This is a genomic window from Maridesulfovibrio zosterae DSM 11974, from assembly GCF_000425265.1.
In the GTDB taxonomy this organism is placed as follows: Bacteria; Desulfobacterota; Desulfovibrionia; order Desulfovibrionales; family Desulfovibrionaceae; genus Maridesulfovibrio; species Maridesulfovibrio zosterae.
The window spans coordinates 691,621-712,979 of the sequence record NZ_AUDC01000010.1; the positions used below are offsets into that span (position 1 = coordinate 691,621).

Genomic DNA, 21,359 nt, shown 5'->3' on the forward strand with positions numbered 1-21,359 from the left:
ATGCAAAAAATCCCGTTCAACAGGCTAGTTGAACGGGATTTTTTGCATTGAGTATGTAATCTTAAAAGAAATCTTTAACCACTTCCACAACTCGTCTGGCATCATCTTCATCCATATGTGGACCGATGGGCAGAGAGAGAACCTCACGGTGTATTGCTTCACTTATGGGCAAAGAGATACCTGCCATATTTTTGTATGCTCCTTGCTTGTGAGGAGCTTTAGGGTAATGTATGGATGTCTCAATTTTGTGGTCGGCCAGATGCTTGATAAGTCCGTCACGGTCCTTGCAACGTACAACAAATAAATGCCAGACAGATTGAGTCTGCTCGATTACAACGGGAAGCACCAGTGGAGTGTCGGCAAGTCCATCAAGATATATTCTGGCAATAGTTTTGCGGGTCCAGTTCCAGTTATCAAGTTTGTCTAGCTTAACACGTAGAAATGCGGCCTGCATCTCATCAAGTCGGCTGTTGAATCCAAGTGAATCGTGCTCATATTTAACTGTGGCTCCGTAGTTGGCTATCTTGCGCACGTTTTCAGCTATGGTATCATCCATTGTAGTTACTGCACCACCGTCACCGAAGGCTCCAAGGTTTTTACCTGGGTAGAAGCTGAAAGCCGCCGCATGTCCGAGTGTGCCGGACATCTTGCCTTTGTACACAGCTCCGTGAGCCTGAGCAGCATCTGTCAGGACAAACAATGAATGTTTTTCAGCGAACTCCATGATTGGGTCCATATCTGCGGGCTGGCCGTAAAGATGGACCGGAATAATCGCTTTAGTCTTTGGAGTCAGGGCTGCTTCAAGTTTATCGGGGTCCATTGTGTAAGTGGACTCAACTGGTTCTACCGGGATAATGTTTGCACCGGTCCGAGTTACCGCAAGCCATGTGGCAATAAAGGTATTTGATGGGACAAGAACATCATCTCCATGACCGACCCCTGCAGCACGTAGTACAAGCTCAAGAGAATCAAGGCCGTTTCCTGTTCCGATGCAGTGCTTTGCCCCTGTGTATAGTGCAAATTCTTTTTCAAAAGCTTCAACTTCTTTACCATGAATAAACCAGCCTGATTCAAGAACGCGTTTAGCTGCTGCGTCCATTTTAGGAGCTAGTGTTTGGTAAGTCCAGCCGACATCAAGAAATCTGATTTGCTTCATTTTCGTTAACCGCCTTCATGAAATCTTCATAGGTATAATAGTAGTCAGTCGGATCGTAGTATTCCGAAGCCAGCACCAGACACACGGAACCGGAGGAGAAATTTTCAAGCTCACGCCAAGTCATAGTAGGAATATAAAGACCGTAATATGAACGGTTTAAAGAGAATTTTGTTCTGGTCTTTCCATCATCTAAAACTACGTCAAAGCTACCTGATGCGGCAATAATATACTGCCTCAAATGTTTATGGGCATGGCCTCCACGGGTCTCTCCGCCGGGAACGTCATATAGATAATACACTCTTTTTATATCAAAAGGAATATGGCGGCTGTTTTCAATAAAAGTAAGGTTGCCGCGATTGTCGTGTATTTTGGGAAGTTCTATCAAATGCGGTTTATCTTCATGCATTATTTTTGTCCTTCATTTCGAGCTCTACCAACCTGATGTATTTTTGAAAGGTGTAGAAAAAGCCATGTACTGCAACAATAAATCCTGCTTTACCGTCGAGGAAACCTGCTTTAATCACGTATTGTTTTAAGAATTTACCTATAGCGTGTCCGATAGCAGACCCAAGTGATCCTCGTTTGCCGCGCGAATAAAGATCAAGAGCAGCATCTTGGGTATATTCATTAATTTTATCCATGTGCTGGAAGAAATTTTCATATGGATAATGAATGATGTCGCCGTCCAGTTCATCTGCTTTATTGACTGGTCGCAGTTCTTCATGAGGTCTGATACCGCCGATAGTAATCCCTCCGTGCCTGAATACACGGAAAAGTTTATCTGGATACCAGCCGCTATGCATAATAAAACGGTCCAGATACCATGATCTTCGGGCGCAGTAATATCCATCAAAATCGTTGCTCGGATTCTCAAGCATTTGAATGATGCTCTTTTTTAATTCCGGTGAAATCAACTCGTCCTGATCAATAGTAATTACCCACGAAGTTTCGATAAGGGACTGGGCAAATTTATGCTGCTCAATAGCTCCGTTCCATGCATTATAAACAACACGGGCGTTATGTTTGCGGGCAATATCAAGGGTTGAATCAGTTGAACCCGAATCAATAATCAGAATTTCTGAACAAAAGGAAAGGCTTTCAAGCGCTTCATCAAGCAGCCTTTCTCCATTATATGTAAGGATCAGCCCTGTAATGCGATTCATTGGGACCTTTTATTTACAATTCAAATGAAAAATATGCACTAAACCAACCTATTGATTGTAGGCAGCCCTCAGGCGGGAGTCAAGAGTGTTCCAAATTGTAAGGTAGGCAAAACTTGGAACGCAACCTCGCTGAGTTTTGTTTCTGGAAACATAAGAAAAAGGGAAAAGGTCGGCTATGTCAGTTTAGGTTCAATAGCCTGAGTGATCTGGAAAGCCCGGTTGGCCTTTACCCTGCCTGGAGTCCCATAATACTTAAGGACACCACCGACTTCACATTCAAGGGTATCTTCTTCATCTGTATTTAGCAGAAGTAGATCACCCTGTTCGAGATTAAGAAGCTGGCGACCGGTGATTTTAGTTTTGCCAAGCCGAACAAGCAGTTCGATAGGAGTTTCAAGGAGCCTTTCCTTAAAACGGCTGACCCAGACATGGTCAATCTCAAGTCTCTCAGACTGGAATGACGCGTGGAGTTTGGAACGTATCGGCTCAAGTGTGGAGTATGGAAGGCATACAATCAGTGAGCCAATAGCATTTTCAAGCTCAACTTCAAAAGTTATAACGACTACGACATCAGAGGGTGGAACAATGGCAGCAAACTGTGGGTTAACTTCAGAACGGACAAGCTCAAGGTGAACTTCATGAACAGGGCGCCATGAATCTTCAAGGTTGGAAAGGGCAATTTTCACGACTCGATCAACAATGGCCTGCTCAATAGGCGTAAAATCACGTCCTTCTACCTTTGGCTGTGAACCTGAACCACCAAAAAAACTCTCTACCAGCGCAAAAACAAGTCTGGAGTCAACCACAAGAATTGCATTTCCGCGCAGAGGGTCCATTTTAAAAATTGAAAGAGAGGTAGGAACGGGCAGAGAGCGCATGAAATCACCGAATTTGGACATGTCTATGGATATAGGGTTGATATCAACCCTTTTGCGCATGGTGTTTGCCAGATTGTTAGTCGCCAGACGTGCGAAACGGTCGTTAACAATTTCAAGAACAGGCATACGACCGCGTATAATGCGGTCCTGATTGGCAAGGTCAAAAGAGACAACTCCGGAATCATCATCCGGTATATCCTGTTCCGCTTCAACCTCTCCACCGGAAAGGCCTCTTAGCAGAGCATCAACCTCATCCTGCTGAAGAATCTTACTCATTCTTTATTCATTCCGTTTTTTTACGTTTTCCCACCTTACCAACAACATCATAGTTATCTATTTTCTACAACAAAGTAAATATTGCCTTTTTATGGGTGCTCATTAGTAGGTAGCTTTCAGCAATTCATGCTGTAATTATGTGCATTCAATATAAGTATATATCTTATCGCATTTTTTTATAAAAAACTTTAGCTATACTTTAATATGCCATGGCTCAAATCTGACGCCAAGCAGGTTGTTTTCAGGATAGCGTAGTTTTAAGTAGCCAAGTTCGCGTAGTCTTTTGCATGTGTTGCTTTCAGCAAATCTGGAACTGAAATTGGCTGCGCCCAGTCCTTTTTCGCCTACATCAAAGTCGCCGACGGCGTGATAAGAATATCCGGGGGGAGCAAGGGATCGTGAAGCCAATGAAAGATTACCATTATTTAATGCGGCCTTGGAAAGGAAAAGTATGAATTGTTTCATTACTCCTCGAACTCCGGATGTGAGGTATACTTCGTCGCCCAGTTCTTTTTTTATAGACAGGTATTTTTTGTATGGCGCACCGCGATACAGATAATTGCCAGTTCGAGGTATTTTAATAAGTTCTTTTCGGGGAATACTTTCGGTCAGCTTGGTCACAGGTTTTTCCCCCATAAAACCGTATTCTGCAGCATTGTGCTGGAATATTTTATCAAGAAATTCTATTTCATCTTTGGTGAACCTGCCAATGGATGAGTATTGTCGGGAAAATTTGATGGCATTATCAAAACTCAAAATACAGTAGTTTCCAAAACCTACTGTCCTTTGAATTTTGCGTAATTTTTTTAAGGTTGTTTTGAGGAGAACAAAATCTTTTTTATCCAGAATAATATCACTTAACTGTGGCTTATCGAAATCGGCCATAATATGCAGATAATCCTTCAAATCCTTCTCACTTACATCTCGCTCTTTTCCAGACGCATAAGATAGGCCGGGAAGAGTTGTAAGTATGGAGGCAGCCGTCATGCTGCATAGGCCAGTCAGGAATTTTCTTCTATCCATAGATGTATTTTTTTGGGTTAGGGATTATGTGCCAATATTATTATCTTATAATTTTAAATGTGAACAGTAGTGGCAGGCTCCTTTGTTACAAAAAAAGGCCGCCTGAGAAGGCGGCCTTGATAAAGCTATGACAGAAATTTACTATTGACCGCGTTTGGTCCAGAGTTTCATTTCTTTCATTTTTTTGCGACGCTCACGCTGCAAGGATTTACAGACCAGAGGTGTTTTCTTTTTGAGATTATGTTTCTCGCGGTATTCATCAGGTGTCAGGCCATGGGAAGCAAGGTGCTTCTTAGTGATAATCTTAAATGATTTTCCGCACTCGCAACATACGATTGTTTTTTCCTTGATGGATTTTTTGGGATCGCATGCAGGTGCCTCCTCTTGAGCAGGGAGTGCATTTTCGGCGATTGCCTGAATACCGGCGGAAAGTTTGCGTACCATGGAAGTCATTTCTTCTTCGTTCATGGTTCTTACACTTGCCTGAGCTTTGACTATTTCCAAAGCTTCTTTCAAATAATCTTCCACGTGATATCTCCTTTAGGGAATTATTTCTATACTAACTTATAGTAGGAAGAGATATGGATAAGGTAGTTTGTTATAGCTGTCAAACACATTAAATATTTTTCAACTTTTTTATCTGTTATTGATATGTACAAACGTAGAAATAATGCTGAAGTTATAAAGTGTTTTTCAGAATACTTTTCAGTAATGCATTTTTTTGATGTCAGATTGTGCAAAATATGAACTTTTTACACAGAAAATGTATTTAATTTGTACTGAAAAGTGTTAAGCACTCAATCTAATTAATTTTAATGTAAATACTAGTGCTCAAGTAGTTGCATTGAAAATAATCATATTTGTTTAAATATTTAATCATAATGCAGGGAGTGAGTGCTTCATGACTGATTTATACCTAATTCAAGGTGTTGAACACCAATAACTCTTTTTTTAATCAATTTTTCTTGTAAAAAATAGTCAAATTTTTCTAGTACTTCAAGAATAACAGCTTAATTATGGATAGTATGATAGCGTGCTAGGATAGAGCATATGGTGTTTTATAAAAAGGGCTTTAACGCCGTTTGCGGTGTTAAGTTTCCGCGTGTATAAATTCGTTTCATGATTTTGGTGTTTTTCAGGGCGATATTTGTTTATTATTATCGTAAGGCAAGGTTTATAAATGATGCATATAATTTATTTTCAGATCTTTTCTATATAGAGCAATACACATGAGATATATTTTTTCAGTTTTGTGTGTTATATTTATAACCTGTTTTTTATCAGGATGTATCTGGGGAACAGTTGCAGTTGTGAGTGTTGCAGTTGTCAGTGCCAATGTTGATGAGTATCAGGAATCATCAAAGGTAAGAAATTCAACAGAAGCCCTTGATGAACATCTTGCTCATGAGAAAAAAGTTGATGAAGCAATGAAGTGTAAGAATGAAGACCAGTTAGAGCCTATTAATTCTGATGAAGTGATTGAGACTTATGGTGGGAAGATTCTTACGGATTAAGTTTAGATTAAAAACTTTTGAATCGTAGGTTTGTCTTATCTATTTTGACTAGATATAAAGATTCTTCGAAAGAATATTATCCGATATTTAACATTTATCGTATCAGCTGATATAAGGAGGGCAATATGTCCGGAGATACAGTTAAAAATACCGTACTTGTAGTTGAGAACAGTAATACTCAGGCCAGAATTATTACTGAGCATATTGAGTCTGTCACGCCATTTGATTCTGTTGTTGTCAACTCTATGGATGAGCTTGAAGAAAAGTTTGCTGATGACGATAATGATTTCTTTATTGCAGTACTGAATTTAAATATCAAAGGAGCCCCGGATGGTGAAGCCGTAGATTATGTGCTTGCCCGCAAAATTCCTTGTATCGTTTTAACTTCAACTTTTGACGAAAATATCCGTAACAGGTTTATTGAAAAGAATGTTTTAGATTATTTTAATAAATCAAGCCATGTTGACCTTGATGAAATGGTTGATTTAATACGGCGTATTTATTCAAACCATGAGGTTAAAGTCGTTGTAGCTGAAGATAGTTCAACTGCCCGCAATATTATGCGTAATCTTCTGGAGCGTCTTAATTTTACGGTTCTGACTGGCAAAGACGGGGCAGAGGCTCTTGAACTTATTAAAGATAATCCAGATGTTAAGATGCTTCTCACTGACTATGAAATGCCTAACCTTGATGGCTTTGAACTGGTTGGAGAAGTCCGCAAAATGTTCAGCCGTGATCAGTTGGCAATTCTTGGAGTTTCATCGCATAACGCCGGAGCCATCACTGCAAAATTTTTGAAGCGCGGAGCTAACGATTTTCTTAAAAAGCCTTTTGAAGTGGAAGAATTTTCGTGGCGTGTCACAAATAACCTTAATGAACTTGAACGTATCAGGTCAATTAAGGATGCATACAGCCGTGATCCGTTGACCGGGGTTGCCAATCTTTCCAGTTTTATTGAGCAAGGCCGCGATCTTTTTAAGGAAATGATCCGTCAGGGTAAGAAACCAGTTCTGGCCGCTTTCAATGTTGATGATGTTTTTCAAATCAACGAACAATATGGCTGGAATGCCGGGTTTGCAAGTATCAAGAAAGCTGCATCCTTACTGGATCAACATTCCATCGGTTGGGATCTGGTTGGCCGTTCAGATTATGGTTTTTTTATACTCTCAGACGATAGTGATATTTTGAAGAAAGATCTTGCTGCCGTCAAAGCTGCGCTTGCAAGTGCACAGATTGTCAGCGGTTCAGATCGATTTATGGTTTCGGCATCATTTACCGTAAGTAAAGACTCTGGAAGCAGCTTTGACTCAGCTTTATCTAAGGTCACTGGATCACTTCATATTAACCAGAGTAAGGGGATTAATTCCGGGGGCTTTGTGTAGGTTGAATTTTGTAAAAATTTCTGGAGGGGGAACTGAACTGTTCCCCACTACATATCAACAATTGTTATGTTTTTATTCTTTAAGTGCGGCTGTGTAGAATAGTAATTAATGATTTTTGCACCTCTATCAATCTTAGTTACAATTTCGCTGACGAGTTTTTTACGGGAGCAAGTTGTTACGGGAGGGGTAAAAACCATGCCGTTCGTACAATGAAGTGTGATGTCAAATTCGAGCTTTGAATTATTTTTGTCTTTTGAGTGCTGGTCTTGAATGGTGTCAGCAACTGTCAGGACAGCTTTTTTAACCACTTTTCTGTGCTGCTTAAACGATTTGTTAAGCTTTCTGATTTCATTGTCACTGAAATTGAGACTGTCAGCAGAAAGGCCTTTATAAAAGTTGAATTCGCCAATGAGATTAGGCCGTGCTGGTTTGCCTAAATCAGCAGCATAAAAGACACCTGTCCCAAACAGAGCAAAAAAAGCAAGTCCGACGATAAGTAAAATAATATTTTTACTACTTTTATTCAAATGTACACCATCTCAAATTATAGGAATATAGTGGTTTAGAAATAGAGGTGTACTTATAATCTGAATAGTTGGTTTGTTCAAGTATAATATATTATAAATTTAACTGCCGCGGTTACACCGGACTATCTTAGCATCAGCCTGCTCTTTTCGTTCATATTCTGCAGAAGCTTCTACAGCATCTGCCCATGAATCGAATTCACCAAATCGGACGCAATACCATTTGCGTTTATTTGCCGAAGCTACTTCAACAACATAGGCTTCGTAACCTTGTCCTGTGAGTTTCTTGCGTACTCTGATAGCTGAATCTTTTTTACGGTTTGAACTTACTTGTACAGAGTAACGGACGGGTTTTATTAACGCTTTAATTTTAGGTGTTTTTTTATTAAATTTTTCGGTGAGCTTTAGTTCTGAATTTCCTTTCTTTTGTACATTAAAAAACTGCCAGGCAAGTGGGCCGTCCAGCGGTCTGGAATATATCAGGTAGCTTCCTTCTCCATCTGCTGAAAAATTGAAAATATCATCTTCCTGTACCTTCATCGACGAAACTCTTTTGCCACTTAAACGGTCAATAATTGTTAACTCTACAGCAGGGTATACTCCCCCTTCTTCCATAGCAAAAGAGATAGTAGAATTAATAGGAAAAACGGCCACTCCATAAGGATTTTTCGGTTTTGTGATAGTTGTTAGCCCGTTATAAGCCGGTGATTCAGTACGGACAGGAAGTGGAAGCGACATAACCGGATCACCGTAAAAAATGGAATCGTATATTGGGGAAATGTCTTCTCCGGTTCTAATATTTGCGGCAAACTGGGCTCTGGCTTCACGAATAGCCTCTGCAATGCGGTGTTTTCCACTGAAATACGCTTTATGGAATTCTATTAGAAGGCGCGCAGTGCCACTTGTATCAACTCTGTAAACTCGACCGCTGTCCAGCTCTGCTGTAATTCTTCCGGAAGAATTGCAGCCAGTCATAACTGCTAGTCCTCCTCCTTTAGAAAGGACAAGGGCCTGTGCAGGAGTCGGTAATGTTGAATTAAAAACCTTCGGTTCGCAAGAAGGATTCAAGACTACGGGGAGTCCCGGTTTGTATTCAAGTTCCAATATTTTTGAAACTCCCAATACTCCTTTTCCTATTGTAAATCCTTCTGGACAAGTATCAAGAGCCAGCCATTGTACGGAAGCATCGTCCTCCGCCAGGCTTTGCAGCAAGCGTCTTGGCTCACAGCCTCCGGCTGCTCCAAGATAGCGGATAGCTTCCGGGCCGGCGATTCCCTCTTGTTGCAGGCTGAAGAAAAGAAGCTCTGGATCGGATATTTGATCTGCAGTAAAACCTTTTCCGCCAATAAATGAAACGGGCCATGCCGGACGGAAACGAAGGTCTTCATACCAGCGCTCATACTTTGCCGCGACAGCTTCTGCCTCTTCTGAACTGATAGCGGGAATTCGGCCTACAGGTAACATGTTTTCTGGAGAGTCTGATGATCCTCCGTAGCAGTAATCAGATGTATGTAGATTGGTGCCGTTTTCTGTACTGAATTCAGCTAAAGGAACAACAGATTTGTCCCCCAGTATGAGAACAGACATTATCGATCCATCTTTGTTTTGAGCTCTTATATGATCTTTAATTTCGGAAATAATTTTTGTCCGTGATTCGGTGGTTCCATTCGTATGAGGTGTTTTAATAATGATAGATTTAACACCTTCATATTCACGGTGTAAAAATGAAAAATATTTTGCAGCACGCATAAAATCAGCCGTACATACAATAATACTTTTCTTTGTCTCAGTTAATGGAGCGGTAGAAACCTTAACTGGTACAGGAGCTGAGGCAGCGGGCTTCTGGATTTCAGTGAAGCTATGCATTTTGCAGCCTGATATGCTCAGGGCAATTAAAAAGGCCCAAAGGAGCAGTATTGTTTTGTTGCATGCACGCATTATAGAATTACCTTTTGTTTTTCCACTTTCTCTATGATCTCTTCCCAAACCATTTCAACCGTAATATTTGTCATGCATTTATGATGTTTTTCAGGGCAGCTTTTACCGCCGTGAAGCCCGCATGGCCTGCAACTGAGATTTTCACTGCTTTCAAGAATTGTTGAATTTTTACCGCGTGGAAAGAATCCGAATTTTTTTACTGTCGGGCCGAACATCGCAACAAGAGGTACATTTTGAATCCATGCAATATGCATTGGCCCGGAATCATTTGTCAGGTAGAGATTCAATTGCCGAATATAGGCTGCGAGTTGTTGAAGATTCAGCTTACCTGCAATGTTGGTGACATCGGTCTTATGTTCTGCCTGCTGTAAAATAACATTACATAAGTCCATTTCATCAGGCCCACCGAATAAGAGTACTTTATATCCAGCTTTCACACATTTGCTTATAATCTGCGCAAAATTATTTTCAGGCCATTTTTTAGTCTGCCACGTTGATCCTGGATGTATGCCGATGACAGGTCTGCCACTGAACTGTGAAAAAAAAGATTTGGATTCTGCAAGAATATCAGACGGTATATTAAGCTCTACCTGCGGAGTCGACTCAGAAATGCCCAGCGGTTTACCTAGAGCTAAAAGACGTTCAACTTCTTCCAGCTCTGTGAATTTTCGGTTAACTGTTTTGGTATAGACCAGACGGTTATACCATGGAGCAGTGTAGCCGATACGGTCAGGAATTTTTGAGGCCATGCTTACAACAGCCGATCTCATGCTGGTATGGGCTGAGATCCAGAGGTCATAGTCCTGCTTTGCTATTTCAGCTCCATACTTGAAGGCTGCTTTCATGCTTTTTTGTGCACCGCGTTTATCAAATCCATAAACTCCGGCAAGCTCTTTCTGTGCAGCAAAAAGAGGTTCTACTCCTTTACGTACAAAAAGATGTATTTCAGCTTCAGGAAATCGTAAAGAAAGTGCTTTTATGAGTGGAAGAGTTAAAACAGAGTCTCCCAGAAAAGCTGTCTGCCATAAGGCTATTTTTTTATAATTATCTTTCATTAATAAATTGTTAGCTGCGTTAATATTTAAAACATCATTTTTCCGGCAAGAGCACTGACAATTAATACCAATGCTACAGCCAGAGTTACCAGAATTTCAGGATAAGGCTTTGCCCATTTAACTTTGGCGCCGACTTTTCTTTCAAAAGAGAAAAAACGGATCGCAGCACCAAGCAGAATTACTACTCCTGAAACCAGTGTAAAAATACTTAGCAGGGTCATTTCATGAATGATTTCACGAGGGGTGTCTTGCAGAAATTTGTCCATGTACCAGCTGATTTTTTCAATTACAAAACCAAAACCCAGCAGTCCAAGAGAGGTCCTGCACCATGCCAGAAATGTTCTCTCATTTGCCAGCAGTGTTCTCATTAAGGCCAGACTGTCATTGTCCAGCAAAATCTGCTCCTTGCTCTCATCCGCCATTTGCCAACTCCGGAATTTCTGTTCTACAATTCTTGATCTGGAATATCTGAGTCTATAATCTGTAATCAGATTGCGGGCAACATGTGCCTTTGTGTATTATCCTGAAACACAATATGAAACAGCAGAAAAATTTAATACAGTCACAAACCAAAACATAAGGAAGAAATAATGAAATATATCATGTTTGAAGACTTCTCCGGTGATCCGCTACCTATACTTTTTCCTAATCGCATTGGATATCTCGAATTCAGAGAGCAAATCCCGTATACTAATGTTCTATCTGCCGGATACGTACAAATGAGACCCAATGGGATTTCCTGTCACGGAGAATGCAAAGAACTTTCAACTCAGCCACGTACAGAAGATGCACAGATTATAGCTGCAAAACTTGAGGCACCGGAATACTAGTTGTAAAAGTACTCAAAAATAAATGCCTTAGTATAAGTTAGCCTTTTCTGATTATATGCTCTGATTGAAGATAGAGTTGAGATGTATCGGGCTGCTTTTTTATAAAGAAAAAGGCTAACCGGAAGTTTCCGGTTAGCCTGCATGAAAGACAATAATCTAACCTATTAGTCGTACTTAACAGCACTAATTTTCATGAGCTTGTCCCAGGTATGTACTGCTTCAATCAGGCGAACTGTTCCTGTCTTTCCGCGCATAACCAAGGATGTCGTTTCTGCGCCGTAGCCGAGGTAGCGTACACCACGCAGGAAAGTTCCGCCGGAAATACCTGTGGCGGAGAAGAAAATATCATCACTTTGAACGAGATCATTAACAGTCATAATATTTCGCAGATCGTAGCCCTGCTCTTCAAGAGCATTTTTTTCATTTTCAGACTGGGGGTCAAATCTGGCATACATTTCACCACCCATGATGCGGATAGCGCAGGCTGAAAGCACTCCTTCCGGTGTGCCTCCTGTACCCATCATTACGTCAACAGGGCAGCGAGGATCAACGACCATAAGTGCTCCGGCAACATCACCGTCAGTATGAAGCTGGATGCGCGCACCGGCATCACGGATTTCTTGAATAAGACCGTGATGTCTGGGTTTTTCAAGAACAAAAACAACAAGGTCATCAATATCTTTATTGAGAGCTTTGGCAATTTTGTTCAGGTTGTCTTTAACCGGGGCATTGATGTCAACCATATTTCTAGCAGCAGTTGGAACGACCAGCTTTTGCATGTAGTAGCTCGGACCCGGATCAAGCATCATGCCTGTGGGGGCAACTCCGACTACTGAGATAGCGTTGGGACGACCGTATGCAAGAAGGTTTGTACCTTCAACAGGGTCAACCGCAACGTCCATTCCTGGGCCTTCACCTACGCCAAGCTTTTCGCCGTTGTATAGCATAGGGGCATGGTCTTTTTCACCTTCACCGATAACAACTGTACCGCTGATGGCAAGGCTGTTAAAACTCAAACGCATGGCATCGACCGCAGCCTGATCACCGGAGTTTTTGTCACCCCGGCCCAGCCATCTGGCAGAAGCCAGAGCAGCCGCTTCGGTTACCCTTACAAGGTCAAGAGCCAAATTTCTCTGGGGAGCTTCCATTATCTGTCTCCAAATGATTGATTTGAATTGTTCAAAATTCTTATAGCAATGCACATGGCAATTACACAAAAAGTGATGTCAGTCCAGTATTCATGAACAGTGACCATGCCACAGAAAATGGGGCTTCTGCAAAAGGAAAAACAAACGCATAATATATCTGAGGTTGATTTTTAGACCATGCAAGCTTATTAAGAGAACATCTAAACTTTCTTTAGATCAAATTTTAGATAGCAGTATATTCGTTTATCCATATTAAAATTAAATAAAAACAAAGACTTAAGTTGTAATAAAATGCGCAAAATTTTTATTCAGAATCTTTTCATGGCCTTTTTGCTAGCCGGATTATTTGTATCGGTTACTCCTGCAAGTGCGTTTGGGGGCAGTGTTAAAGATGATTTTACCATTGCCTGGAAGCAATTTCATGCACTTTCTAAAGATAAAAAGAAGTCTCAATATAGAAGTGAATGGGAAAAGGTTGCTAAAAGATTTCGTAATGTTTTTAAGAAATCAACACGTGGAGCTTATGCTCCGAAGTCCCTTTACTATCTTGGCAGAACATACGAGGAGTTAGGTAATCGGAGTGGATTGAAGAAAGATTTCCGCAGCGCTGTTGATTACTTTGGGCGTATGATCTCAAATTTTCCTTCGCATTCGTGGACAGATGACAGTATCTTTAGACGTGCGGAAATACGGTTGCATAAACTGAATGAAAAAGATTTAGCTTATTCAGATTATTTAACTATTGTTCATCGCTACTCCAAGTCAGACATGTACTCTAAGGCTAGAGGCAGACTTGATAAAATGGACCGCAGTAGTGTTCGCGGTAAAGAAGAAGGCCGCAAGAAACCTTCCGGCACGATTGTCCCCTCATCAACTGGAAAAAATAAATCTGGCAGTAAATCAACAAAGCGGGCAAAATTACTTGCAGTCCGTTATACCAGCAGCGAGTCTTACACTCGTGTTGTCTTTGATCTTGATGGAGAGGTTCGTTATCGGTATCAGATTTTAAATCCTAACCAGAGTGTTAACCGCCCGCATAGACTTTATGTAGATCTTGAGGATACTCTTCTTAGCAAAGGTGTGCATAAGGATACTCAGGTTGCAGACGGTATCTTAAAGGATATTCGTTCAGCGCAGAAAGATCCTAGAACGACTCGTGTTGTTTTGGATTTTAATTCTATGCAGGATTATAAAATTTTCCCGCTAGAAAATCCATTCCGGTTGGTAATTGATGTTCAGGCTCCTGAAGAGGGGAAGGTTGCAGTCAGCAGGAAGCCTACAAAAAAAACTTTCAAAAAATCTAAGCCCCAAAAGTATGTTCCCCCAAAAAACAGCAAGAAAATGGCTGGCGAACTGCTTGAACAGCTTGGATTGACTTTTAAAACTATCATGCTTGATCCCGGTCATGGTGGAAAGGACCCGGGGGCATCAGCTAACGGCATTAAAGAGAAAAATATAAACTTGCGTTTTACTAAAATACTTGCTGCAAAGCTCAAAAAAGCAGGTTTCTCAGTTCTCTACACAAGAAGTACCGATGTATTTATACCGCTTGAAGAGCGCACTGCCATGGCTAATATTAAAAAGGCGGATATGTTTATTTCCGTTCATTGCAACGCTCATCGCAGTTCAAAGATCAACGGTATAGAAACATATACTTTGAACCTTGCACGTAACCGTAATGCTGTGCGAGTTGCCGCTCGTGAGAACGCAATTTCTGCTAAGCGTATCAGTGATTTACAAGTTATTCTTACTGATTTGATGCTTAATTCGAAGATGAAAGAAAGCAAGGATCTTGCTAAAAATATTCACACTAAGTCATTGGCTAATGTGCGCAGGAATTGGTCTGTTAAAGATCAGGGAGTTCGTGAGGCTCCGTTTTACGTTCTCATGGGAGCCAAAATGCCTTCCGTGCTTATCGAACTTGGATATCTGACAAACAGGACTGAAGCGAAAAGGTTGAACTCTGATAAGTATCTTTCTTATATTGCCGATGGTATCGTAAAAGGTGTATTGGAGTACAAGAAGCAGATTGAAAGATATGCAAGTCTTTAATGCATCTGAGTGTTGCAGTATTCTATGAGGATTAAGCTATGATCAGTCTTGATATTCCCGGTTTCGGAAAGCTTGATATTGAGCACCTTGTTCTCGATTATAACGGTACTTTAGCTTTGGACGGTAATCTGTTACCGGGGCTGGGGAAGCTTATCAAAGAGCTGGCGGAAGACGTACAGGTTCATGTTCTTACTGCAGACACCTTAGGGCAGTGCGAAGAAGAACTTGCTGAACTTCCGGTGACAATCCACATAATAGACGGAGACACAGAAGATCAAGCCAAGCTCAACTATGTGAATACGCTTGGAACGGAAATTTGTGCCTGTATTGGAAATGGTCGAAATGATTTGCTTATGCTGCGTGAATCTGCTTTGGGCATAATCATTTCAGGAGCTGAATGTATGTCTATGAAATCGGCGCGTGTTGCCGATATCGGAGCAACAGATATTACGAATGCCCTAGGGCTTTTTACCCATCCTGTAAGGCTGCTCACGACCCTTCGTAACTAATTTTACCCATACTTAAATCAGTTATTGGTTTTTGTTCCCGAGTACGTGAAGGCTTTTTTGTCCATAGTCCAGTAAGAGTTACGATCAATACCGAAGGCTTTTCCGCAGGGACAGTAAACTTTACCGTCCCTTTCCTCTGCATTCCATATTTTCTTGATGCGATCCTTATGGCAACGGTGAACTTCGCCATTTCCTATTTTATAATATTTCCAGAGCTTACGCCTGCAAGCTGAACATTTCAGTACTAACATACTTAAGTTGCTACCATAATTGTCGTTGCACAGGTTATTTTATCAAAGTGACAAGGTCATAATCTGTAACATTGTCAACTTCTGCCTCAACAATCATTCCCGGTCTCAGTTCAATTGAGTCTTCCGGGGCACTTATGTAGGTTATTCCGTCTACTTCCGGTGCTTGAAACCAGACTCTTCCGTTAAAAAGTCCATCCCATTCTTCATTAGGTTCTTCGATGAGTACATCGATGGTTTCACCTATTTTTTCTTCAAGAATTTCGCGGCTTATTACAGACTGTAATTCCATCAGTCTCAGGCGGCGTTCTTCCCTCAGCTCTGCGGGCAGCTGTTCCATTTCTCCGGCAGGAGTTCCTTCTTCAGGCTGATATGAGAATACGCCGAGGTGCTGAAATCTTGTTTCTTTTACAAAATCCATAAGAATATTGAAATGTTCTTCAGTTTCTCCAGGGTATCCTACGATTATGCTGGTACGTAGCACTGCATGTGGAATGTGTTTGCGGACTCTGTCAATAACCCTGCGTGGGTCACGGGCAAAAGGGCGGCCCATGGATGACAGAATTTCAGAGTGTGCGTGCTGAACAGGTATGTCAAAATAAGGCAATAAAGGTCTTCCTGCATTAGCAAGGAATGTTAACATCTCGTCGGTCAGCCCTGCTGGATATAGATACATGAGGCGCAGCCATTCTAGCCCGTCCAGTGGAAGCAGTTTTTCAATTAGATTGCGTAGGTTGGTTGTCTGGTCACTTAAGTCCGAGCCGTAGGCGGTGCTGTCTTGACCTACAATAATGATTTCAGGAACACCCTGATCAAGAATATATTTTGCTTCTTCTACCAAACCGGTCAGCTCGCGGCTTACTTGCGGGCCTCGAATAGATGGTATGGTGCAGAATCTACAGGAATGGGAGCACCCTTCACTTATCTTTAAGTAAGCGTATGCCGGAGCTGTACTTATAGCTCTGGTCTGCTCAGCAACGAATTCTTTAGTGAGAGCTTTTGCTGCCATGTCAGGCCATTTATCCAGATCATGGGTGGAGAGCCAGAGGTCTACTTCAGGGATTTGCTCAGACAGAGCTCCGTAACGGCTGACCAGACATCCTGCTACTGCAAGAATAGGTTTAGGGCTGATCTCTTTGATTATTTCGGAAGTTTCAAGAATTGAGTCAATAGATTCTTCTGTTGCAGGGCCGATAAAGCCACAGGTATTAATCAAGACAAGGTCTGATTCTTCGGGGGTTGGTACGGGGATCATGCTGCTGCCAAATGTACCAAGCATTTTTTCTGTATCGACTCGGTTCTTTGGACAGCCGAGGCTTATAGTATAAATTTTAATTTTTTGATTTGTCATTATTAATAATTCCATTTGCTGTATGATTACTGAAGAAATATTTTATAGGTAAGTATTCCTTGCGCTGCAATGGATATCTCATTCCCTTGCAACTGCAAAGCAGTAAATTAAGCTTAATGATGATTGCCCATTTAAAGGAAAGTAGTTTAGTCTAATGCGTACCTTCTGATGTTCTAAATGAAGTGGAGACAATATGCTGGAAAATTTTGAATATGAAAAACAGAAAGATTGTATCGGAGTTGTTGGATATTCTTATGCTCTTTCATCTCTTTCAAAGCTTCTTAAGGAAAGCAGTCGTGAAGGCGCGGGAATTGATCTCCAAGCCGGTGTTCTGCTTGATGAGGTTGGCAATCCACTTTCTTCTGGGTTTAAATTTCCTCTGTATAAAAATTTAAGCGAAATGCTTACTGCTCATCCCCAAATTAATATGGTTTTTGAGCTTTCAGGACAAAAAGCAATGGTCGCTGAGTTACGTTCATGTCTTCCTGCTGACATAACTTTGGTTGAGCTTCCTGCTGCTCGTTTTTTCTTGCGTCTGCATGCGACTGATCGTTTATGGATTGCTTGTAAAGCTGACCTGATGCAGACGCAGGGACTGTTTAAATCTGTAGTGGATCAAATGCCGGAGGATATAATTGTAATTGGTTCAAGTGGCATGATTGTAGATTGTAATAAGACTTTTTGTATTAAGGCTGGAGAAAATCTTGAGGATTTAAGGGGTCAGAATCCACTTCACTTTTATGATTGCTTAAGTTCGGTTTGTCCCGTTGAAAAGGGTGTGATCCGTTTAGATAAAATGACTGGAGACAAACCTGATGAGTTGATGATGCCTGAAACGGATAGTGATGGTAAAATGAATTTCTTCAGGCTTTATATTTATCCGATTGTTGAGGAAGAGACTGGAAAGGTTGTACAGTTGGTTGTTATTCGCAGAAACATTACCGAGCGAACTTTGATGGAGCATCGTTTTCAGCAATCGGAACGAATGGCAATTGTGGGCGAGCTTTCCGCATACATCGCGCATGAAATTCGTAATCCGCTTATGGCTATGGGTGGTTTTGCTAAGGTTTTGCTCAAAAACAAAACTATTGATGAGTCTGGGCATGAAAAAATAAAGATCATTTATAATGAATCAAAGCGGTTGGACAAACTGTTGAAAAGTATTTTGAGTTTTGTCCGTGCAAAGGATGTTGAAAAGAATAATATTGATGTGAACAGGGTTGCGGCGGATGCAATGCAGCTTCTTTCATTGGGATGTCAGTTACAGGGCATAAAAGTAGAGCTGGACCTTGATAAGAATATACCTTTGGGAGTAGGCGGGGCCGAGCAGGTCAGACAATGCCTTATTAATCTTGTGAAAAATTCTATGGAAGCCATGCCTGATGGTGGCATAATAAAGATTTCTACAGGTGTGTCAGCGGCCTTTGTCTGGCTTGAAGTTCGCGATGACGGACCAGGTATACCGGACGAAATCCGTTCAGAGGTCTTTGAGCCGTTTTATTCCAGCAAGGTAAATGGTAATGGGCTGGGTCTTCCCCTTGTAAAAAAAATAATGGAAGAATTTGGCGGTGATGTTGAACTAGCCAGCAGGGAAGACAGTGGAACTAGTGTGGCTTTGCTCTTGCCTATAGCTAATCCGGTTGCGTAAACAGCATCTACAGCGTAATAGTCTCTCATCATTTTTTTATGGATTTAAAGGCGCAGGTGTGCAGCATCTGTGAATCTTATTATATTTCGAACAGGAGATAGATTTGCAAACCGTAGTTCTTGCCTCTCATAATAAAGGTAAAATTGCTGAATTCAATGAGCTTTTTAAAGATTTTGGATTAAATGTGAAAGGACTTGATCAATTTCCGGAGATTGGGGATATTCCCGAGCCTGGCGAAACATTTCTGGAAAATGCAATAATTAAAGCTCAGACTGTTGCTAACATTACCGGACTTCTTGCTGTTGCGGATGATTCCGGTCTGGTAGTGGATGCTTTGGATGGTGCGCCCGGTGTTTATTCTGCCCGTTATAGCGGAGAAGGGGCTACTCCTGAAAAGAATAACATTAAGTTACTCAAAGAGCTGGACGGGATAGAAGAAGAGAAGCGGACTGCTCGTTTTGTCTGTGTAATGGTTGCTGCAACACCTGATAATATTCGTATTCAGAGTCGCGGAGAATGGGAAGGACAAATTACTTTTGAGCTGTCCGGTGAGCAGGGTTTTGGTTATGATCCATTGTTTTTTGACCCTGAATTAAAATGTGTGGCAGCGAAGATGACCCGCGAAACAAAAAATGCCCGCTCTCACAGGGGGAAGGCATTACGTGCCCTTATGGCACAATGGTCTGACTTTCAGAAAAAAATCAGCAAATAATTTTTTAAAGAATCAGCCGGTCAGTAAAATAATCAGGAGACATGATATATGTGTGGAATTATAGGATATGCCGGATATCGTCCCGCTGTGCCTCTTATTGTAGAGGGGCTTAGGAGACTTGAATACAGAGGTTATGACTCTGCAGGAGTCGCAACCATTCAGAACAAAGAAATTGAGCTTGTGCGTGCTGAGGGGAAACTTGCAGCCCTTGATGAAAAGCTTGCTAAAAAAAATGTAGTCAATTCCACTTTTGGGGTTGGCCATACCCGCTGGGCAACTCATGGGGTGCCTGTTGAGCGCAATGCTCATCCTCATCTGGATTATGAAAAAAAGATCGCAATGATCCATAATGGCATCATTGAGAATTATCAGGAAATTAAGAATGATCTGGTCAAAAAAGGCTATGAATTCCGTTCAGATACTGATTCTGAGGTGCTAGTCAACCTAATAGCCGAGGGCCGTAAGTGTAATGAGTCAATGCTTGAGTCTATTTCCTGGGCTCTTAAACAGGTTGATGGGGCTTATGCTATTGCTGTAGTTTCTGTTGATGAACCGGGAACTGTGTACGCTGCACGTGTAGCCAGCCCTATGGTTATGGGTGTTGGAGTCGGTGAAAATTTTGTAGCTTCTGATATTCCTGCTTTCCTGCCATATACCCGTGAAGTTGTTTTCATTGAAGATGGCGAGCTCGTGAAAATCACTTCATCCTCATGGGAAGTATTCCGGGCAGACTCTCTTGAACCTGTCGAGAAAGAAGTTAAAACCATTAATTGGGATGTTCAGGCTGCTCAGAAGGGCGGTCATAAACATTTTATGATCAAAGAAATTTTTGAGCAGCCCAAGGTTATTTCCGATTGTCTTGCAGGGCGTATCGACCAGACCAAAGGCGAGGTTGTTCTTTCTGAGATTGAGGATATGGAAGTCCCCGAAAGGCTGCATATTATCGCTTGCGGTACATCTTATCATGCTGGGCTTTGGGGTAAATATCTCATTGAACAATGGGCAAAGATTCCGGTTGAAGTCGAAATTGCCTCAGAGTTTCGTTATCGTGACCCTTTGCTTTCAAAAGACGGTGTCGCTCTTGCTATCAGTCAATCCGGTGAGACTGCGGATACACTGGCTGGTATCAAACTCGCAAAAGATAAAGGGCTTTCTATTATTGGCCTTTGTAATGTGGTTGGCTCCAGTGTTGCCCGTGAGGCTGATTATGTTGTTTACACTCAGGCCGGTCCTGAAATCAGCGTGGCATCAACCAAGGCCATGTGCAGCCAGCTTACCGCACTTCTGCTGCTTGCTTTGTACTGGGGTAAGAAGAAAGGTGTGATTGATAATGCTACATACAGCCGTGCAACAGCTGATTTGCGAAATATTCCATCAATTCTTGAAGCAGAACTTCCGGCTATGCGCAGCAGAGCACAGCAACTCAGCCGTATTTTTTCTGAAGCGGACAGCTTTTTCTTTCTCGGCAGAGGGCTTTATTTTCCATTGGCACTAGAGGGAGCACTTAAGCTTAAGGAAATCTCTTACATTCATGCCGAAGGTTATGCTTCCGGAGAGATGAAACATGGTCCAATTGCGCTTATTGATCCCAAGTTCCCTACTTTTGCTATGGCTTTAAATGATGACCTTTTTCCCAAGGTCAAATCGAATCTAGTAGAGGTTCAGGCTCGTGGCGGAGAAATTATTGCCCTGACAAACCCCGGAGTAGAACTGGATGTTGAACATCGCTGGACTATACCAGAAGTCTGGGGTCCTCTTAATACATTCATAGCTCTTCCTGCTTTGCAGTTGTTTGCATATGAAACAGCAGACTACCTCGGTAAGGATGTGGATCAGCCTCGCAATTTGGCAAAATCCGTAACTGTTGAATAAATTAAGGTGGTTATGAGTTTGTTTGTGTAGGTAAACAATAAAGATGTATACCAAACAATAAAGAAGTATACCAGACAATA

The 21,359-nt window shown here is 41.6% G+C and carries 21 protein-coding genes; 8 read left to right on the forward strand and 13 right to left on the reverse strand.

Features of this window, described 5'->3' with window-relative positions:
• Positions 1–61 precede the first annotated feature (61 nt).
• The 6 genes from H589_RS0103825 to H589_RS0103850 all read right to left on the reverse strand — a co-directional run bounded on the left by H589_RS0103825 (position 62) and on the right by H589_RS0103850 (position 5,024).
• Positions 62–1,156, reverse strand: coding sequence for a DegT/DnrJ/EryC1/StrS family aminotransferase (locus tag H589_RS0103825; protein ID WP_027720807.1), 1,095 nt, complete (start codon positions 1,154–1,156; stop codon positions 62–64).
• Positions 1,134–1,562 carry a sugar 3,4-ketoisomerase gene (locus H589_RS0103830; RefSeq protein ID WP_035074784.1) on the reverse strand — a complete coding sequence of 143 codons (429 nt, stop codon included), beginning with the start codon at positions 1,560–1,562 and terminating at the stop codon, positions 1,134–1,136. Before H589_RS0103830 ends, H589_RS0103825 begins: the two co-directional genes overlap by 23 nt.
• Entirely contained in the window at positions 1,555–2,319 is a 765-nt protein-coding gene (locus tag H589_RS0103835; protein WP_027720809.1) for a glycosyltransferase family 2 protein, read from the reverse strand. The genes H589_RS0103830 and H589_RS0103835 overlap by 8 nt, the downstream gene beginning before the upstream one ends.
• 173 nt (positions 2,320–2,492) lie before the next feature.
• The gene (gene fliM / locus H589_RS0103840) at positions 2,493–3,473 is read right to left on the reverse strand and encodes a flagellar motor switch protein FliM (protein ID WP_027720810.1); all 981 of its coding nucleotides are present in this window, start codon (positions 3,471–3,473) and stop codon (positions 2,493–2,495) included.
• Between the two features lie 192 nt (positions 3,474–3,665).
• Complete coding sequence (locus H589_RS0103845; protein WP_027720811.1) at positions 3,666–4,496, reverse strand: M15 family metallopeptidase; 831 nt, start codon at positions 4,494–4,496, stop codon at positions 3,666–3,668.
• Between the two features lie 141 nt (positions 4,497–4,637).
• A complete protein-coding gene (locus tag H589_RS0103850) occupies positions 4,638–5,024 on the reverse strand; it encodes a Ros/MucR family transcriptional regulator (RefSeq protein ID WP_027720812.1) in 387 nt (128 codons plus the stop codon).
• A 701-nt stretch (positions 5,025–5,725) separates the two neighbouring features.
• On the opposite strand from H589_RS0103850, the gene H589_RS0103855 reads away from it, so the two are divergent.
• Positions 5,726–6,010, forward strand: coding sequence for a hypothetical protein (locus tag H589_RS0103855; RefSeq protein WP_027720813.1), 285 nt, complete (start codon positions 5,726–5,728; stop codon positions 6,008–6,010).
• Between the two features lie 125 nt (positions 6,011–6,135).
• Entirely contained in the window at positions 6,136–7,392 is a 1,257-nt protein-coding gene (locus H589_RS19095; RefSeq protein WP_035074788.1) for a response regulator, read from the forward strand.
• A gap of 47 nt (positions 7,393–7,439) precedes the next feature.
• Here H589_RS19095 and H589_RS0103865 read toward each other — a convergent pair whose 3' ends face one another.
• The 4 genes from H589_RS0103865 to H589_RS0103880 form a co-directional block, all read right to left on the reverse strand.
• Positions 7,440–7,919, reverse strand: coding sequence for a hypothetical protein (locus tag H589_RS0103865; protein WP_027720814.1), 480 nt, complete (start codon positions 7,917–7,919; stop codon positions 7,440–7,442).
• 99 nt (positions 7,920–8,018) lie between these two features.
• A complete protein-coding gene (locus tag H589_RS0103870; RefSeq protein ID WP_245577034.1) occupies positions 8,019–9,782 on the reverse strand; it encodes a C25 family cysteine peptidase in 1,764 nt (587 codons plus the stop codon).
• Positions 9,783–9,853: 71 nt separating this feature from the next.
• Positions 9,854–10,909, reverse strand: coding sequence for a lipopolysaccharide heptosyltransferase II (waaF, locus tag H589_RS0103875; protein WP_027720816.1), 1,056 nt, complete (start codon positions 10,907–10,909; stop codon positions 9,854–9,856).
• 26 nt (positions 10,910–10,935) lie between these two features.
• On the reverse strand, positions 10,936–11,331 hold the full coding sequence (locus H589_RS0103880) for a YidH family protein (protein ID WP_027720817.1): 396 nt from the start codon (positions 11,329–11,331) through the stop codon (positions 10,936–10,938).
• A gap of 168 nt (positions 11,332–11,499) precedes the next feature.
• Between H589_RS0103880 and H589_RS0103885 the strand changes: the two genes are divergently transcribed.
• The gene (locus H589_RS0103885; RefSeq protein ID WP_027720818.1) at positions 11,500–11,739 is read left to right on the forward strand and encodes a hypothetical protein; all 240 of its coding nucleotides are present in this window, start codon (positions 11,500–11,502) and stop codon (positions 11,737–11,739) included.
• Positions 11,740–11,903: 164 nt separating this feature from the next.
• Here H589_RS0103885 and glpX read toward each other — a convergent pair whose 3' ends face one another.
• Positions 11,904–12,887 (reverse strand): class II fructose-bisphosphatase, encoded by a 984-nt coding sequence (gene glpX / locus H589_RS0103890; protein ID WP_027720819.1) that lies wholly within the window; start codon positions 12,885–12,887, stop codon positions 11,904–11,906.
• 291 nt (positions 12,888–13,178) lie between these two features.
• On the opposite strand from glpX, the gene H589_RS0103895 reads away from it, so the two are divergent.
• Positions 13,179–14,939 carry an N-acetylmuramoyl-L-alanine amidase gene (locus H589_RS0103895; protein ID WP_027720820.1) on the forward strand — a complete coding sequence of 587 codons (1,761 nt, stop codon included), beginning with the start codon at positions 13,179–13,181 and terminating at the stop codon, positions 14,937–14,939.
• A 38-nt stretch (positions 14,940–14,977) separates the two neighbouring features.
• Entirely contained in the window at positions 14,978–15,448 is a 471-nt protein-coding gene (locus H589_RS0103900; protein ID WP_027720821.1) for an HAD family hydrolase, read from the forward strand.
• A 17-nt stretch (positions 15,449–15,465) separates the two neighbouring features.
• Here H589_RS0103900 and H589_RS0103905 read toward each other — a convergent pair whose 3' ends face one another.
• Positions 15,466–15,699, reverse strand: coding sequence for a hypothetical protein (locus H589_RS0103905; RefSeq protein WP_027720822.1), 234 nt, complete (start codon positions 15,697–15,699; stop codon positions 15,466–15,468).
• 34 nt (positions 15,700–15,733) lie between these two features.
• Positions 15,734–17,047, reverse strand: a complete 1,314-nt coding sequence (gene rimO, locus H589_RS0103910; RefSeq protein ID WP_027720823.1) for a 30S ribosomal protein S12 methylthiotransferase RimO — start codon at positions 17,045–17,047, stop codon at positions 15,734–15,736.
• A gap of 193 nt (positions 17,048–17,240) precedes the next feature.
• Between rimO and H589_RS0103915 the strand changes: the two genes are divergently transcribed.
• The 3 genes from H589_RS0103915 (at position 17,241) to glmS (ending at position 21,279) form a co-directional block, all read left to right on the forward strand.
• Positions 17,241–18,695 (forward strand): two-component system sensor histidine kinase NtrB, encoded by a 1,455-nt coding sequence (locus H589_RS0103915; protein WP_027720824.1) that lies wholly within the window; start codon positions 17,241–17,243, stop codon positions 18,693–18,695.
• Between the two features lie 103 nt (positions 18,696–18,798).
• Positions 18,799–19,407 (forward strand): XTP/dITP diphosphatase, encoded by a 609-nt coding sequence (locus H589_RS0103920; protein WP_027720825.1) that lies wholly within the window; start codon positions 18,799–18,801, stop codon positions 19,405–19,407.
• Positions 19,408–19,455: 48 nt separating this feature from the next.
• The gene (gene glmS / locus H589_RS0103925) at positions 19,456–21,279 is read left to right on the forward strand and encodes a glutamine--fructose-6-phosphate transaminase (isomerizing) (RefSeq protein ID WP_027720826.1); all 1,824 of its coding nucleotides are present in this window, start codon (positions 19,456–19,458) and stop codon (positions 21,277–21,279) included.
• Positions 21,280–21,359: the final 80 nt, after the last annotated feature.

What these genes read in the sequence shown, in the direction of transcription:
- H589_RS0103915 (WP_027720824.1), top strand. Translation starts at nt 17,241, where the DNA reads ATGCTGGAAAATTTTGAATATGAAAAACAGAAAGATTGTATCGGAGTT.
- fliM (WP_027720810.1), bottom strand. Translation starts at nt 3,473, where the DNA reads ATGAGTAAGATTCTTCAGCAGGATGAGGTTGATGCTCTGCTAAGAGGC.
- H589_RS0103900 (WP_027720821.1), top strand. Translation starts at nt 14,978, where the DNA reads ATGATCAGTCTTGATATTCCCGGTTTCGGAAAGCTTGATATTGAGCAC.
- glmS (WP_027720826.1), top strand. Translation starts at nt 19,456, where the DNA reads ATGTGTGGAATTATAGGATATGCCGGATATCGTCCCGCTGTGCCTCTT.
- H589_RS0103905 (WP_027720822.1), bottom strand. Translation starts at nt 15,699, where the DNA reads ATGTTAGTACTGAAATGTTCAGCTTGCAGGCGTAAGCTCTGGAAATAT.
- H589_RS0103825 (WP_027720807.1), bottom strand. Translation starts at nt 1,156, where the DNA reads ATGAAGCAAATCAGATTTCTTGATGTCGGCTGGACTTACCAAACACTA.
- H589_RS0103845 (WP_027720811.1), bottom strand. Translation starts at nt 4,496, where the DNA reads ATGGATAGAAGAAAATTCCTGACTGGCCTATGCAGCATGACGGCTGCC.
- H589_RS0103830 (WP_035074784.1), bottom strand. Translation starts at nt 1,562, where the DNA reads ATGCATGAAGATAAACCGCATTTGATAGAACTTCCCAAAATACACGAC.
- rimO (WP_027720823.1), bottom strand. Translation starts at nt 17,047, where the DNA reads ATGACAAATCAAAAAATTAAAATTTATACTATAAGCCTCGGCTGTCCA.
- H589_RS0103885 (WP_027720818.1), top strand. Translation starts at nt 11,500, where the DNA reads ATGAAATATATCATGTTTGAAGACTTCTCCGGTGATCCGCTACCTATA.
- H589_RS0103835 (WP_027720809.1), bottom strand. Translation starts at nt 2,319, where the DNA reads ATGAATCGCATTACAGGGCTGATCCTTACATATAATGGAGAAAGGCTG.
- H589_RS19095 (WP_035074788.1), top strand. Translation starts at nt 6,136, where the DNA reads ATGTCCGGAGATACAGTTAAAAATACCGTACTTGTAGTTGAGAACAGT.
- H589_RS0103880 (WP_027720817.1), bottom strand. Translation starts at nt 11,331, where the DNA reads ATGGCGGATGAGAGCAAGGAGCAGATTTTGCTGGACAATGACAGTCTG.
- waaF (WP_027720816.1), bottom strand. Translation starts at nt 10,909, where the DNA reads ATGAAAGATAATTATAAAAAAATAGCCTTATGGCAGACAGCTTTTCTG.
- glpX (WP_027720819.1), bottom strand. Translation starts at nt 12,887, where the DNA reads ATGGAAGCTCCCCAGAGAAATTTGGCTCTTGACCTTGTAAGGGTAACC.
- H589_RS0103855 (WP_027720813.1), top strand. Translation starts at nt 5,726, where the DNA reads ATGAGATATATTTTTTCAGTTTTGTGTGTTATATTTATAACCTGTTTT.
- H589_RS0103895 (WP_027720820.1), top strand. Translation starts at nt 13,179, where the DNA reads ATGCGCAAAATTTTTATTCAGAATCTTTTCATGGCCTTTTTGCTAGCC.
- H589_RS0103870 (WP_245577034.1), bottom strand. Translation starts at nt 9,782, where the DNA reads ATGCATAGCTTCACTGAAATCCAGAAGCCCGCTGCCTCAGCTCCTGTA.